14 protein-coding genes and 1 riboswitch are annotated in these 14,826 nt (G+C 34.6%); of the genes, 6 read left to right on the top strand and 8 right to left on the bottom strand.

Going from position 1 to position 14,826, the window contains the following annotated elements:
- Window positions 1-32 precede the first annotated feature (32 nt).
- Complete coding sequence (locus AABL52_RS12130; protein WP_341519507.1) at window positions 33-482, bottom strand: GNAT family N-acetyltransferase; 450 nt, start codon at window positions 480-482, stop codon at window positions 33-35.
- Between the two features lie 386 nt (window positions 483-868).
- A riboswitch (Lysine riboswitch) is annotated at window positions 869-1,061 on the top strand.
- A 112-nt stretch (window positions 1,062-1,173) separates the two neighbouring features.
- On the opposite strand from AABL52_RS12130, the gene AABL52_RS12125 reads away from it, so the two are divergent.
- The 3 genes from AABL52_RS12125 to AABL52_RS12115 all read left to right on the top strand — a co-directional run bounded on the left by AABL52_RS12125 (window position 1,174) and on the right by AABL52_RS12115 (window position 3,862).
- Window positions 1,174-2,640, top strand: a complete 1,467-nt coding sequence (locus AABL52_RS12125; protein WP_341519506.1) for an amino acid permease — start codon at window positions 1,174-1,176, stop codon at window positions 2,638-2,640.
- Window positions 2,641-2,753: 113 nt separating this feature from the next.
- Window positions 2,754-3,059 (top strand): iron-sulfur cluster biosynthesis family protein, encoded by a 306-nt coding sequence (locus AABL52_RS12120; RefSeq protein ID WP_141545264.1) that lies wholly within the window; start codon window positions 2,754-2,756, stop codon window positions 3,057-3,059.
- Window positions 3,060-3,091: 32 nt separating this feature from the next.
- Window positions 3,092-3,862, top strand: a complete 771-nt coding sequence (locus AABL52_RS12115; protein ID WP_341519505.1) for a DNA alkylation repair protein — start codon at window positions 3,092-3,094, stop codon at window positions 3,860-3,862.
- A gap of 148 nt (window positions 3,863-4,010) precedes the next feature.
- On the opposite strand, the gene AABL52_RS12110 is transcribed toward AABL52_RS12115, so the two are convergent.
- The gene (locus AABL52_RS12110) at window positions 4,011-4,778 is read right to left on the bottom strand and encodes a MerR family transcriptional regulator (protein WP_341519504.1); all 768 of its coding nucleotides are present in this window, start codon (window positions 4,776-4,778) and stop codon (window positions 4,011-4,013) included.
- 341 nt (window positions 4,779-5,119) lie between these two features.
- On the opposite strand from AABL52_RS12110, the gene AABL52_RS12105 reads away from it, so the two are divergent.
- Window positions 5,120-5,881, top strand: a complete 762-nt coding sequence (locus AABL52_RS12105) for a class I SAM-dependent methyltransferase (protein ID WP_341519503.1) — start codon at window positions 5,120-5,122, stop codon at window positions 5,879-5,881.
- Window positions 5,882-5,936: 55 nt separating this feature from the next.
- Here the strand turns inward: AABL52_RS12105 and AABL52_RS12100 are convergent, their stop codons facing one another.
- Both AABL52_RS12100 and AABL52_RS12095 read right to left on the bottom strand, forming a co-directional pair.
- Window positions 5,937-6,794 (bottom strand): PhzF family phenazine biosynthesis protein, encoded by an 858-nt coding sequence (locus AABL52_RS12100; RefSeq protein WP_098257736.1) that lies wholly within the window; start codon window positions 6,792-6,794, stop codon window positions 5,937-5,939.
- Window positions 6,795-7,004: 210 nt separating this feature from the next.
- Window positions 7,005-7,190: a hypothetical protein gene (locus tag AABL52_RS12095; protein ID WP_341519502.1), complete on the bottom strand. Its 186-nt coding sequence runs from the start codon at window positions 7,188-7,190 to the stop codon at window positions 7,005-7,007.
- A gap of 252 nt (window positions 7,191-7,442) precedes the next feature.
- On the opposite strand from AABL52_RS12095, the gene AABL52_RS12090 reads away from it, so the two are divergent.
- On the top strand, window positions 7,443-8,075 hold the full coding sequence (locus AABL52_RS12090) for a cephalosporin hydroxylase family protein (protein WP_341519501.1): 633 nt from the start codon (window positions 7,443-7,445) through the stop codon (window positions 8,073-8,075).
- A gap of 36 nt (window positions 8,076-8,111) precedes the next feature.
- Here the strand turns inward: AABL52_RS12090 and lepB are convergent, their stop codons facing one another.
- The 3 genes from lepB to AABL52_RS12075 all read right to left on the bottom strand — a co-directional run bounded on the left by lepB (window position 8,112) and on the right by AABL52_RS12075 (window position 11,848).
- Entirely contained in the window at window positions 8,112-8,633 is a 522-nt protein-coding gene (lepB, locus tag AABL52_RS12085; protein WP_098274003.1) for a signal peptidase I, read from the bottom strand.
- An 82-nt stretch (window positions 8,634-8,715) separates the two neighbouring features.
- Window positions 8,716-10,869, bottom strand: a complete 2,154-nt coding sequence (locus AABL52_RS12080) for a peptidoglycan D,D-transpeptidase FtsI family protein (protein ID WP_341519500.1) — start codon at window positions 10,867-10,869, stop codon at window positions 8,716-8,718.
- A 241-nt stretch (window positions 10,870-11,110) separates the two neighbouring features.
- Entirely contained in the window at window positions 11,111-11,848 is a 738-nt protein-coding gene (locus AABL52_RS12075) for an NAD-dependent protein deacylase (protein WP_341519499.1), read from the bottom strand.
- 357 nt (window positions 11,849-12,205) lie between these two features.
- On the opposite strand from AABL52_RS12075, the gene AABL52_RS12070 reads away from it, so the two are divergent.
- Window positions 12,206-13,693, top strand: a complete 1,488-nt coding sequence (locus AABL52_RS12070; RefSeq protein ID WP_341519498.1) for a peptide MFS transporter — start codon at window positions 12,206-12,208, stop codon at window positions 13,691-13,693.
- Between the two features lie 474 nt (window positions 13,694-14,167).
- Here the strand turns inward: AABL52_RS12070 and pcp are convergent, their stop codons facing one another.
- Window positions 14,168-14,815 (bottom strand): pyroglutamyl-peptidase I, encoded by a 648-nt coding sequence (gene pcp / locus AABL52_RS12065; protein ID WP_341519497.1) that lies wholly within the window; start codon window positions 14,813-14,815, stop codon window positions 14,168-14,170.
- Window positions 14,816-14,826 lie beyond the last annotated feature (11 nt).

Raw genomic sequence — 14,826 nt, 5'->3', positions numbered from 1 at the left:
AATACCGCCTGATATACTTCGGGCGGTATTTTTTATTTTTCTATTTTCCAATTAATCATCGTTTCTGTATTGCTAATTCTCTTCATATGTAATTTCTCTAATACACGAATCGAGCTTTCATTTTCAAGAAGTGTCTCCGCGATAATCATTTCTACCTCTCCTGTTTGAAAAGCCCAATTTATTAGTTCACTTACAGCTTCTGTCGCATATCCTTTATTCCAATATTTCTCAATAAATCCGTAACCAATTTCTACTGTATGTTCCTCATTTGGTTTCCCTTTAAACCCTATATCACCTAGAACGATGTCATCTTCTTTTCGAATGACATACCACGCGCCCCAAGGTAATAAAGCCGCATCTTGTTTTACATTTTCTACATGTCCTACAATATGTGGACCACTATTATATCCTTGCTCGTTAGCAACGTGAATACGCTCTTCTGTACACGGCACTATATAGAGCCTTTCTGTTTCTAATTTCATATTGATTTCCCCTTTTCAATTAAACAATACCTCAATTTTACCAGAAATAAAGAGAATATTCATTCTATTCATCAGATTTATACTTATTCTTTGAAACGAATTTAAGGAATAATCCTCTTTTGTTAGTTATGTCGAATTATATTTTCTGAATTTTCTTTTAATTTTAAAGGGTTTTTCAATATTTTTTGCGAAACATTTGTATAACAATTTGTTTCTTTATTTTTTGTTACATAACAGTAGGTTCGGGTGGAGTTTTGCAAGCGTTTCCTATACAATAACCGATATTTTTTGACTTTTCCTAACAAAATATCTTGCAATATATTCAGAAAGTCATTACAATTGCCATATATTAAAAATCTTAGCAATATATCAAATCCTCATCAATCCGATGAGGTAGAGGTTGCGACTTTTATGAGTAAAACGGACGAGACACAGAGAATGTCACCGACTCCGTTTGAAAGGAAAAGTTGCCGAAGTTTATATTTCTTCTCTGGAAATATGAGCTGGGGCTGTCTCCGAAAGGAACAGAACTGTCACGTTTACAAAATTACCGTGTAAACGTGGGGTGCTATCTTAACGGAAGGGTATGATGGGGTGGTTATTTGTGAAACGTTCCGCCAAATTCCTTTGGCGGTTTTTTGTATTTTTCTCCCCCGTTCCTTCCTATCTTACAAGAAAAGGAGTGTTGAACATGAATAGCGCAACAAATCAAACTACCTCTGAAACACAAACTACAAATGGAAAAGGTGAATTAAAACGTAGTTTAAAATCAAGGCACCTTACAATGATTTCTCTCGGTGGTACAATTGGTACCGGACTATTTCTTGCCAGCGGTGGTGTCATCCATTCAGCTGGTCCTGGCGGTGCACTAGTCGCATACGCTGCAATTGGAATTATGGTTTATTTCTTAATGACAAGCTTAGCTGAACTCGCAGCTTACATGCCTGTTACCGGATCTTTTAGCACATATGCAACAAAATTTGTTGATCCGTCCCTTGGCTTTGCACTTGGATGGAACTATTGGTATAACTGGGCCATTACAATTGCTGCTGAACTCGCTGCTGTAACATTAATTATGAAATTTTGGTTCCCAGATACCCCTTCCCTCATTTGGAGCGGATTATGTTTAGCTATTATTTTCCTTTTAAACTATTTATCTGTTAAAGGGTTTGGTGAATCTGAATATTGGTTTGCACTTATTAAAGTAGTTACTATTATTATCTTTTTAATTGTCGGCTTCATGATGATTTTTGGAATTATGGGTGGCGAAACTGTTGGCTTCAAAAACTTCACTGTTGCAGATGCACCATTTAATGGCGGTATCATGGCAATTATCGGTGTATTTATGGCAGCTGGTTTCTCATTCCAAGGTACTGAATTATTAGGAGTTGCTGCTGGTGAAACATCTGATCCAGAGCGTAATATTCCGAAAGCGATTCGTTCTATCTTTTGGCGTATTCTTTTATTCTATATTCTTGCGATTCTCGTTATCGGTTTATTAATTCCTTATACAACAGAAAGCCTTGCTGCAAGTGATGTAACAGTAAGTCCATTTACACTTATTTTTGAAAAAGCTGGCGTTGCTTTTGCTGCTTCTGTTATGAACGCTGTTATTTTAACGGCAGTACTATCTGCTGGTAACTCTGGAATGTATGCATCAACTCGTATGCTTTGGGACTTAGCTCGCCAAGGAAAAGCACCAAAATTCTTAGGCAAATTAGACAGCCGCGGTGTACCTGTTAACGCATTAATCGTAACGTCAATTGTTGGTAGTATCGCTTTCATTGCTTCTTTATTCGGTGACGGCGTTGTATACATTTGGTTATTAAATGCATCTGGAATGTCTGGCTTTATCGCATGGGTCGGAATTGCAATTAGTCATTACCGTTTCCGTAAAGCATATATCGCACAAGGAAAAGATTTAAAAGACTTACCATATAGAGCAAAATGGTTCCCGTTCGGTCCAATTTTCGCATTTGCACTTTGTGTCATCGTCATTTTAGGTCAAAACTACGGCGCATTTATGGGCGAAGCAATCGATTGGAACGGCGTACTCGTTTCTTACATCGGTTTACCACTCTTTTTAGTACTATGGTTAGGATATAAATTTACGAAAAAAACGAAAGTGATTCCACTTGATAAATGTGAACTAAAATAAAGTAAAACGAGCAAACAAATTTGTTTGCTCGTTTTTTATTCCGATGCTTCTCCCTTCCCTATTTCTCCTGTTTTTGCAATAATAAAGGAAATATACATAAAGGTTGGGATACCATGAACATTCGCATTACTGATGAAGCAAAAGCAGCTATACATAGATTAGAACGTGAAGACAAAAAGATCATTCGCATTAGAGGGACAATGACAAACTCTTGTAGTATTTTCGTTGATGTGGATTTAATTTGGGATACATATGATGCAGATGATGTTGTATATGAAGATGCAGACCTTATCGTACAAATGGATTCATTCACGAAAGACTACACTGGTGATACGGTGAAACTTGATTATAAGACGACAGGTTTTAGTATTACGACTCCGAGTGAGACTTTAGTTTATGGGTTGTCGATTAAAAAATAGAAATTGTTTTATCTTATCAATGAGGTGAAAAAATGGGTAAATATGTTCCGTTAAAATTTTTATTTAATGAAGAATTAGTAGAAAAAATGGCTGATTCTATTTGTAAACACGATCCTACTTTCTCTAAATGTATCTTTGTAGATTCTGTAACATGTAAAGTTGAAAATTTAGAGTTAAAGCAGCGTATAGAAGTAATAGCAGATGAATTACATACTGCATTACAAAAAGATTTTAATGGAGCAATACATACTTTACTGAAAACATTGGGACCAGAAAACACAACAGAAGTAGGTACATTTACAAACGGATATATGTACATGCCTATTGCAAAATACGTTGAAAAATATGGACTTAACCATTTCCAATCCTCTTTTCATGCCATGTATGAGATAACAAAAAGGAATACTGCTGAATATGCTATTCGTCCTTTTCTTGAAACATACCATGAAGACACACTAGACATATTACAACAGTGGCTTCATGACGAAAACAGCCACATTAGGAGATTAGTTTCCGAAGGTACAAGACCAAGACTTCCTTGGGCTAAAAAAATAGGAGCACTGAAAGGTGACTTTAAGAACAATTTACAACTTCTTGAACCATTAATGAATGATCCTTCTAAATATGTCCAAAAATCAGTAGCCAATCATATTAACGATATTACGAAAGAAGATAGAGAACTCGTTTTTCAATGGTTGCAGCAATTACGGGATAGCAAACTTCCGATTAACCCTTGGATTATAAAACATGGGTTAAGAACAGTGATAAAGAATGATACTTTACCAAAAGATTTTTCTTTTTGAGTATTTTAAACAAAAACGCTTATACTTCAAAAATGAAGCATAAGCGTTTCTTTCTTTTGAATAAAGCAATAACAAACGTAATTCCCCTCCTTCACTGAAAGGTCTATAGCATTATTTCGATGAAGCTAAACACTCATAAAATCTATTCCTATTCCATTTCTACTTGCTTCACATAATATTCCATCGCTTCATTAAGCCATTTTTGTTCATCTTCTGTGAAAGGCGAAGGTATCATATTTTCAAGTTCTTGCATATCCAGTTCTTCCACACTAGTATTAGCTAACTTTTGTATCAGATCCTCATTAAGAAATGAAAAAGACTCTTCTATATATTCCTTAACCATCTCTTGTACTTTCGAATCCTCGACTGGTTTACCATATAATTGTTTAACCTTTTTAGACAATTGAATAAACGTTTTATCCAAAGCAATTTTATCTTCTTCTCGTTTCTTTGATAATTCTTCCACGATATCCGTTAACTCATGACGTTTCATCCATTCTTTATGTGTATGTTCTGTATTCATACCGTAAATAAGACTAAATAATACTGTACTATCTATTTCACATTCCTCTTCGACTAACTTCATTACTCTTTTAATTGCTTGCATTGATTGCTCAATTTTTTCTTTTTCACTTTCTAACACTTGCAAATGGAGAGACAAACTTTCATTCAAATCAACATCAAAACTTGATTCGTGTAACAAATTAGCGACTTTATCTAGACTATAGCCTAGAAATTTTAAACTTAGAATTTTTTGTAAGGTTATAATATCTTGATACTTGTAAATGCGGTGCCGTGAGGAAGGATTCTTTTCAGGTTGTAATAACCCGATTTCATCATAATAGTGCAAAGTAGGAATTGGTATTCCCGTTTTTTCTGAGAATTCTCCGATAGAAAACTTTTTATCCTTTTTCATCTAAATCCCCCTATTAAAATTATAAATTCATTATAAAACCTAAAGTAACTAGAGGTTCAAGAGATAATTCAAGAAAATTCAAACATATAAAAGTGCATGTAATCCATATGTATTGCGCTATCCCATTCTACAGCCGGATTATTGAATAGCATAACCTTCCCTCACAAATTCAAAGGACTTTCACTTACTTATCCCGAATATATAAATAACCATTCTTACAAGGAGCGAATTAATATGAATCTATTCGAACATGAAACGTAAAACCGCTTATCTTTCATAAGAGGTCCTCCCTTTTTCTTTTCTCATCATATCATTCATTTATGAAATAAGAGGACAAATTTATGAAACGTGATCCATTATTTTTAACTTTATTAGAAAGTGCTAATACAAATTTTAGCGGTTGGGATTTCTCATTCATTTCAGAAACGGGTCGAATAAAGAGCGAGCCTTTATCGTGGTCGTACGGCAGCACTGCTTTCCAACTTATGCAGCATGCAGAATCCATGCTCGATATGGGGACTGGCGGCGGGGAGTTTTTATCTATGTTACAACCGTTTCCGTCAACTATTTATGCGACTGAGGGCTATGCTCCAAACGTGCCAATTGCTCGGAAGAAATTAGAGCCTTTAGGGGTTACAGTTATAGAGGTAACGGATGATACTGCTTTACCATTTCAAGATGGTCAGTTTGATTTAATCATGAATCAACATGAATCCTATACTGCCTATGAGGTAAACAGAATCCTTTCTCCAAATGGAATTTTCCTTACACAACAAGTTGGTGGTCTCGATTGCGCGGAACTAAATGAGCAGTTTAACACGCCGCTAAATAACGAATTTGCAAGTTGGTCGCTCGAAGCAGCTTGCATTGAGTTAAAGCAAAATGGATTTACTATTTTAGAAGAAAAAGAAGAGTTCCCTTTTCAACGCTTTTATGACATTGGCGCTATCGTCTATTATTTAAAAGCGATTCCGTGGCAAATTCCAGATTTTACTGTTGAAAGGTATTATGAGGAATTATATCGTATACATGAAATCATCTTACAAAAAAGTTATTTTGATGTGAAGCAACATCGTTTTATGATTAAGTCGATTCGTAGCTAATCATGAAGCATATGGAAATGAAAAAGAGATGGATCTACCATCTCTTTTTTTATTTTCACTCAATGTTTTCTATATTCAAACACTTCGTTTCACAGTAATAGCCTTTGCCACCAACATAAACTTTTTCTATTTTATTATTGCTATTGGTTGCTAATTTAACTAATATTTCGGAAGGCGAGTGTAAAGAATAACCTTGTTCAAATACATAGACTTCTTTTTGTAAGTAGTTCTGTTCATAAAGGTAGCAAGCTAATGCACCGTTTGAAGTTCCAGTCGCCGCTTCTTCATTGATGTCGTATAGTGGAGCAAAGTTTCTGCATATAATTCGATTGTCATTAAAAGTATATAGATGCATCCCGACAACATTATAATACTTGCTGATTGCTTTAATTTTTTCAAAATTAGGTTCCAGTGTATGTAATTGTGTTTCGCTTTTTATAGGAACTAAAATATCTTTTAAGCCCGTGGAGACAATTTGAATTGGGTATGTATTGTCTATATCTTTAATGTCAAAGCAGTCGATAAACTCATTTGGAGATATAACATCATAGAATATCGGTTCGTTTTGTTCCATGAATATGACGTCATCCTTTATGGTAATAGTAAGAACACCGCTGTTCGTTTCAATCGTATAGCAATTCTTGAAAAGTTTATTTACATGCATCAGTATGGCGAAAGAGCCAATTGTGGCATGACCACATAAATCAACTTCCTCTTTTGGTGTAAAATACTCAATTTTATAATCAGCAACTTCAGATTCTGATATAAATGCGGTTTCCGCATAGCCCAGTTGTTTGGCTATTGCCATTTTTTGAGTAGTGGTCAATGTATTCTCCATAAATACCACTCCTGCTTTATTTCCACCTTTATGATCCTTGCTAAATGCACTTGCAACATAAACAGATATTTTCATAAGACACCTTCCTTCCTCACTTATAGTAAATTGTAACATAGAACGTACTACGTATATATACCGTTGGATAAATTATCCACAAAGAAAAAAACAAACTATTTTTTAGCATCTGAACCCTCAAAAAAATAGTTTGTCTACAGTCTGAGAGTTGGATCTAACATCTCTTTTTTCCCGTTTATTTAGCAAAATTTTGTGGTAGCTTCTAGATCATTAAATAAGTTCGCGTCTCGCAATCGCATCAGCTAATGTAATAAATTGCTCGTGCGTTATCTTTCCTGTTACCTTCGCTTTAATAATTTTTTCCATTTCTTTTGTAATAATCATACTCTCTATTGCTAGACTTGCTTTAGCTTCTTGGATAGCTTCATTTAGTTCTTCCTCACTTTTGAATGCCATAATTTAAGTTATCTCTTTCACATCATTTTCATTTCCTTTTCTAATGAAGCAAATTGTGTACTTATACATACGTTCCTTTTCCCCTCATCTACATATTTAAATTGCATTTTGATTAAAACTTGCTGAATTAAGTTTTTTTCTTATACAAACAATTGGTTTTTAATGAGGTATTTTGCTCATTTTTATTAAAAAACATTCCCCTTATAATTATATTTCACATATTATATTGTACAACTTTCGTTTCAGAAAGGAGTGTTCAAAATCGATAACATAAGTAGCGAATTTTTAAAACAATATTACGATAGTCGAGTCTGGTTATATGATACACATTGGCTTGGTGTCCCCATTCTCAAACTTCCCACTGATCTTTTTTTGTATCAAGAAATTGTTTACGAATTAAAACCCGATTTAATTATTGAATGTGGTACGTGTTATGGTGGTAGCGCACTGTATTTAGCTTCTTTATTAGATTTAATTGGAAAAGGTCATGTACTTACTATTGATATATTCCCTCAACCAAATCGACCATCACATGATCGAATTACGTATTTAACAGCTTCCTCTGTTTCTGTACAGGCCGTCCAAACAATATTAACTATGCGCAAACCTGATGATGTGATTTTAGTTATTTTAGATTCAGATCATAGTAAAGAGCATGTCTCAAAAGAACTGTTACTTTATAAATCTATTGTAACAAAAGGCAGTTACTTGATTGTAGAAGATACAAGTATTAACGGAAATCCCCTCTCTCCTGATTGGGGCCCTGGTCCAATGGAAGCTGTAGAAGAGTTTTTAACTAAAAATAACAATTTCATAATCGATGAATCCAAGCATAAGTTTTTCATTTCATTTAATCCAAAAGGTTTTTTAAAGAAGATAAAGTGAAACTTTAATAAGTGAGGGGTTTTGTTCATCCCCCACTTATTCTATAATCTTCATTTTTGAAAAAGGATAATATACAAATTCCACTTTGCCTATTATATTATCTTCTTCAATATATCCTAAACCATTTCGACTATCTCTACTAAGTTCACGATTATCTCCCATTACAAATAACTTATTTGGCGGGATTTTTGTCTTTTGAAAGTTGTAAAACACTTGCGTATTATTGAATAAATCTTTATTTGTATACGGTTCTTCTTGCTTTTTATCATTCACATATACTGATCCATTCGTTATGTTAATTACGTCACCAGGAAGTCCTATTACTCGTTTTACATAATATTTCGACTCATCCTCTTCCTTTATAATGACAATTTCTCCGTGCTCTAGATTAGAAAAATGTACTGCTGCTTTATTTACAAATACGTAGTCTTCTTCATATAAAGTTGGTTGCATCGATTTCCCTTCCACTTTACATAAAGTAAAAGAATGATAGGCTACTACCAAAACAAACACGAAGAGTATGTATTTCCCCCAGCCTCTTTTCATCTCCTGTTTCATATCCATTCCCACCTTATTTAAACGCTTTTTAACTCAAAAAATATATCACTGCACAATATGTCTCCATGCAGTGATACTATTTTTACTGGGCCTTATTCGGCTGTTCTACTGGGACTGGATTTCCACCCGCTCTTTTTGCTTTCAATTCAAAATATGCATCCAAAATCTCTTTACCAATCGCAGAATTAATTCCCGATTTGTCATCATTCACCCATGGTACAACAACTGAAAAAGCTACTTCCGGGTCAGCATCATATGGTGCATAACCGGCAAGAGTTAAATTATAACATTTTTTTCGGTTATTGTTTTCATCTCTTCCAATTTCACTTTCTCCTCCATATACGGTTTCAGCTGTTCCTGTTTTTCCAGCTGGTTTATACGGTAATCCTTTAAACGTTGCAGTACCTGTCCCGTCAGTTTCTTGAAAAACTCTTCTAAATCCTTCTTTTACATGATTAATATATGAAGTGTCCATATCCACTCGATTTAAAATAACTGGTTCAATAGACCGAACAACTTTTCCAACATCCTCTGGTTTATGTGGTTGTTCTCTCACTTCTTGTACAATTTGTGGTTTCATTCGGTAACCGCCGTTTGCAATTGTTGACATATATTGAGCAAGTTGAAGCGGCGTATATGTATCATACTGTCCAATCGCATAATCAAGTAAAAAACCAGGTATGTCATCCGTTCTACCCATTTGACCAATCGATTCATTCGGCAAGTCAATACCTGTTGGTACACCTAAGCCAAACTGTCTAAAGTAGTAACGCATTTTATTAAATGTCTCTTTTTTAATGTCTAACGGATTGTTTGGCACATAATTTATACCTGCCATTTTTAATGCTGTATTAAACATATAGACGTTTGATGAAACTTGTAAAGCTCTTAAATCATCAATATCTCCAAAATCTTTCCACGATTTCTTTGGCTTAGCACTTCCTTTAAAATACATTGGTGCATCAAAGAAATGCGTATACGGCTTAATTGTTTCAGTTTGATATCCGGCTAATAACGTAGCCCCTTTCACAGTTGACCCTAACTCATAAGAACTTGTCATCGTCCCTAAAGCGAAGTCTTCTATTTGCATGCCGCCATCTTTATTTACAATTTTCTTTCCACCCATTGATAATATTTGCCCATTTTTCGGGTTCATCATTACAACGAACGCACGATCCATCATTGGCTCTGCCGAATGAAATGCTCGTAAATTCTTTTCAAGACTTTGCTCTACTTTTTTCTGTAACTCCATATCTACTGTTAACATTAAGTTGTTACCACTTTTTCCTTCGGTCACTTTTTCAGTTCGAATAATATTTCCCGCTTTATCTGTAATATTTTTCGACTGCTCTTTCGTTCCATGTAATGCATCTTCGTACTGTTTCTCGATATAACTCTTACCAATACGGTCATTTCGGTTATAATCACGCACTAAATAATAATCTAACTGTTCTCTTGGCAAGCCCTCATTTTCAGTAGAAACGCTACCAAGGATTGAGCGAAGTATTTTATCATTTGGGTATTCACGTTCCCAATCTACTGTCGTATCCACTCCTGGCAAACTTGCCAATCTTTCACTTACGACTGCGTATTCATTTTGACTTACATCTTTTTTAACGATTTGCGGCGTCATTTTATATCCCGCATTCATCCTACTTTTAATTGCTAGTACTTCTAAATCCTCTTTTGAAAGTTCACTTAATTCTTCTTGTGTAATTCTTTCCCTACGTAACTCTTCTACTTTTTTATCTAATTCTTTCCCTTCTATCTCTTGCTTCCTAAATGTACTCTCATCTTCTTTTGTCACTTTTGCTACGGCACGTTTTTCATTTAATTGCATCCAAAAATCTTTCTTATCTGTTTCTGTCAACTTATCTATATCTTCTGGTGACATTTCTATTAGCTGTGCTAACTGTCTTGCTACTTGTAAAACTTCTTTCGAATCTACCCCTTTCATTTTCGTATATGTAACGGTTCGTAGTGGTTTGTTATTTACAATCACTTGACCTTGCCGATCAAACATTTTCCCTCTAGGAACAGGTGTGCTTACCGTTACATCTTCCTTTTTGTTCACTTCATTTCTATACGTTTCTCCATCAATGATTTGTACTTTACCTAATTGAATTATAATAGCTGAAAATAAAAGAAAGACGATAAAAAATAGTACATTTAACCGAAAAGGAATATGAGTCTTTTTCTTTTTCGATTGTTTTTTCTGCTCCTTTTTCTGTCTCATTTCGCTCCCTCGCTTCATTCTATTAACATTTTTACATAGAACCATTATGTATCAAATTTATTTATATGATATATATAGAATTTTATATTAATTACTAAAGAAATAAAAGATTTAATTTTCAGTTTTTTAATTTTATAACCTATTTATTACCATTCCCCTTCATACGTCATAACATGAATTTTATTCAAACAAAAAACTGAGGTGTTCTCTATACACCTCAGTTTTCCATAAAAATAATAACTTATTTAACCGACGATACCCCTTCAACAAACTCACCAATCTTATTTTGAAAAACAAAATCAAAGTTATATTCTTGCCCTGTTAACTCTTCATTTATTAAGATTGTCGTTGCCCCTATTTCCCTCTTTGCGATTTCCGGGAATGAAGCGACAGGTTGTACTTTTAATGACGTTCCCATAACGATAAGTACATCTGTTTCATATAAACGTTGTATCGCATTTTGATATTGCGGCAATGTATCTCCGTATAAAACAACGTCTGGATTTAAGATGAAATTACACTTCTCGCAGCGAGGCACTTCATGATCAATCATATACTGCAAATCATACCCCGCTTTACACTTCGGACAATGTGCTGTTTGAAGCGTTCCATGTAAATCAATGACATGTTTACTACCACCTAATTGATGTAAACCGTCAATATTTTGCGTTAAAATCGTAATGTCTTTCCCTTGTTCTTCTAATTCAGCTAAAAAGTGATGCCCATGATTTGGTTTATATTGATGAAACGTATTAATTTGAAAGATTTCCTTATAATGCTTCCAAAATTCTTTCGGATTTCTATTATAATATCCTCTTGATAAATACATCTCCACATTCGCATCAGCATACAATCCATTTGCTGAACGAAAGTCTGGAATACCACTTTCCGTACTTGCACCAGCACCTGTTAACACCGTAATTTTCTTCGCTTTTTCTAAAATTGAACGTACTTCTTCGAAATGTTGCACAAAAATCACCTCTATGTATTTTCCTATACTTATTATACCAGTTGTTTACAGGAGGTGTTGTACAATTCATTTTACTTACTTCATTGCATGAATTAACCCCCAACTCTTTTGGGTGTAATTAAAGTTTCAAAGATAACTACTGTTCAATTAAAATAAAGTTATTTAATTTTAATTCTGCAAACTGGCATAAAACCTTTCGAAAATCCAAACCGATTTTAAGAATATAACGATTTTTCAATTCGTTTAAAAATCAGCCAGAAGGCTGCTCTTCTTCATAGATAGACTTAGATATTTATGGACTACTGGGAGCCTCTTAAGTTATACTTGTATAATATAAAAAAATTAACAAGGGGTAATATTAACATTATGAAAGAAAAAAACGAACTTGTTCAAAGTATTCCTCAAACAGGATTTTTTGGGCATCCAAGAGGATTATTCTCTTTATTCTTCACTGAGTTTTGGGAAAGATTTTCTCATTACGGAATGAGAGCTATTTTACTATATTATATGTACTATTCGGTCGCAAAAGGTGGATTAGGAATTGAACAATCTACCGCAACCTCGATAATGGCAATTTACGGTTCCTTACTGTTCATGTCTAGTATTATTGGTGGATGGATATCGGATCGTTTATTTGGTCCAAGTAAAACCGTATTCTTTGGTGGCATTTTAATTATGATTGGCCATATTATTTTAGCTTTACCGGGTAGTAAAAGTGCGTTATTTATCTCTATGGTCTTCTTAGTTCTAGGAACAGGGCTGTTGAAGCCTAACATATCGAACATCGTAGGAAGTTTATACAGTGAAACAGATGCGCGTCGTGACTCCGGGTTCAGTATATTCTACATGGGTATTAACTTAGGTGCTTTACTTGCACCTTTAGTTGTCGGAACATTAGGTCAGCAATATAATTTCCACCTTGGTTTTGGAGTTGCGGCAATTGGTATGGCAATTGGGTTAGGGGTATTTGTTGGAACAAAACAGAAAAACCTTGGTCTAGTCGGTACGCAAGTACCTAATCCATTATCAGATTCGGAAAGAAAAAAGACTATTAAGTATTTCAGTGTTGGTCTGGTTGTATTAACATTGCTAGGTGTGGTTACAATTCCAACTGGGTTGTTAACTATAAATCGTTTTACATTCCTGATTAGCATCTTAGGGATTGTTATTCCAGCCTATTATTTCATTTATATGTATCGTAGTCCTAAAACAACAAAAGTAGAGCAATCTCGTCTTCTTGCGTATATACCACTCTTTATTGCAGCTACAATATTTTGGTCTATACAAGAACAAGGTGCTATTATCTTAGCGACATACGCAGATCAACGAACTCAATTACAGTTTAATGGAATTACATTGAATTCCGCTTGGTTCCAATCATTAAGTCCAATCTTTATCGTAACGCTTGCCCCGATTTTTGCATGGGTTTGGATAAAGTTAGGCAAGAAGCAGCCTTCAACGGCAAAAAAATTCGCCATTGGATTGCTATTTGCAGGTTTATCATTCCTAGTTATGATTATTCCGGCTTTAATCAACGGTACTCACTCTCTAGTGAATCCTATGTGGTTAGTCCTTAGCTTCTTTTTAATTGTAATTGGAGAAGTTTGTTTATCTCCTTCAGGGTTATCAATAACGACGAAGCTGGCTCCAGCTGCTTTCTCTTCGCAAACAATGAGCTTATGGTTCTTATCAACTGCGTCTGCGCAAGCAATAAATGCCCAAGTTGTTAAACTGTATAATCCTGCAACAGAAGCAATTTACTTTGGTATTATTGGTGCTATCTCCATTTTAGTTAGCATCCTGCTGTTTGCATTATCATCAAAAATCCAAAATTTCATGAAGGGACTTCAATAACGGTCTCTTATTGAAATAAACAAATATAAATTTCTATGTGAAGAGTAGCCAAACGGGTTACTCTTTTTTGTAAAAGTTAGATAAATATTGCATTCTTACCGTACTTATATTTAAATTTATCAGTTTTGAAAAATCATAGTACAATTAACAATTCTCATGATTATCTCTTACCCAGTTATACTTTACTAATGGCAAAAATTCACTCTGTTTATTTTACATAAAAATGGTGTAATATTTTTTATCACACCATTTTAAAATCATTACTTTGTATGTCTTTGAGTTTATCAGAACTTAACTTTTTATCCATTCATATAGACGAAAATTCTACATCATTAAGAAACTATTTAAAAAGTTTCCTTTTATTTGGAACAATTCCGTATATGTTAGACTGCTCCTATTACAACAACCTCTTTTTTGCATCTTCATACAAATACAAAAAGAGGGCCACATTAGCCCTCTCTAATCTACTATTATTTAATGCGTCGTGCCCCCAACTTCCACAATATCCACCTCAACTGTCGTCGTTACCTCTACTGCCGATTCTATCCCTTTACTAATAGTAGAAAGTGACATACTCGGTTGCCCTGGATAATTACTCGCTTGCTCTGGTAAGAACGGAATATGAATAAATCCGCCTTTTATTTCCTTATCACGTTTCTCTAATTCATGCATGAGACCATAGAATAAATGATTACAAACAAATGTACCTGCTGACTGTGAAACGGAAGCTGGTATGCCTTCTTCTTGCAGTCTTTTTACAATTGCTTTCATCGGAAGCGTAGACCAATAGGCAGCCGGTCCTCCTTCTACAACCGGTACATCTATCGGCTGATTCCCTTCATTGTCAGCAATTCTTGCATCATCAATATTAATTGCGATACGCTCTATCGTAATATCTGGTCTGCCCCCAGCTTGTCCGATACATATAATCATTTCAGGGTTTAGTTCTTCTATATACTCTTTTAATACTTGTATTGATTTATGAAATACAGTTGGTACTTGTTTACTAATAATCTTGTATTCTCCGATTGTTTTTTCGTGCAAACTTTTTGCGACTTCCCAAGCTGGATTGATGCTTTCTCCGCCGAACGGATCAAATCCTGTTAGTAATACTGTTTTCATAGTTTTCCCTC

The sequence above is a fragment of the Bacillus paramobilis genome (genome assembly GCF_038096195.1).
Classification (GTDB): Bacteria; Bacillota; Bacilli; order Bacillales; family Bacillaceae_G; genus Bacillus_A; species Bacillus_A mobilis.
This window is presented reverse-complemented; position numbering and strand designations above follow the sequence as displayed.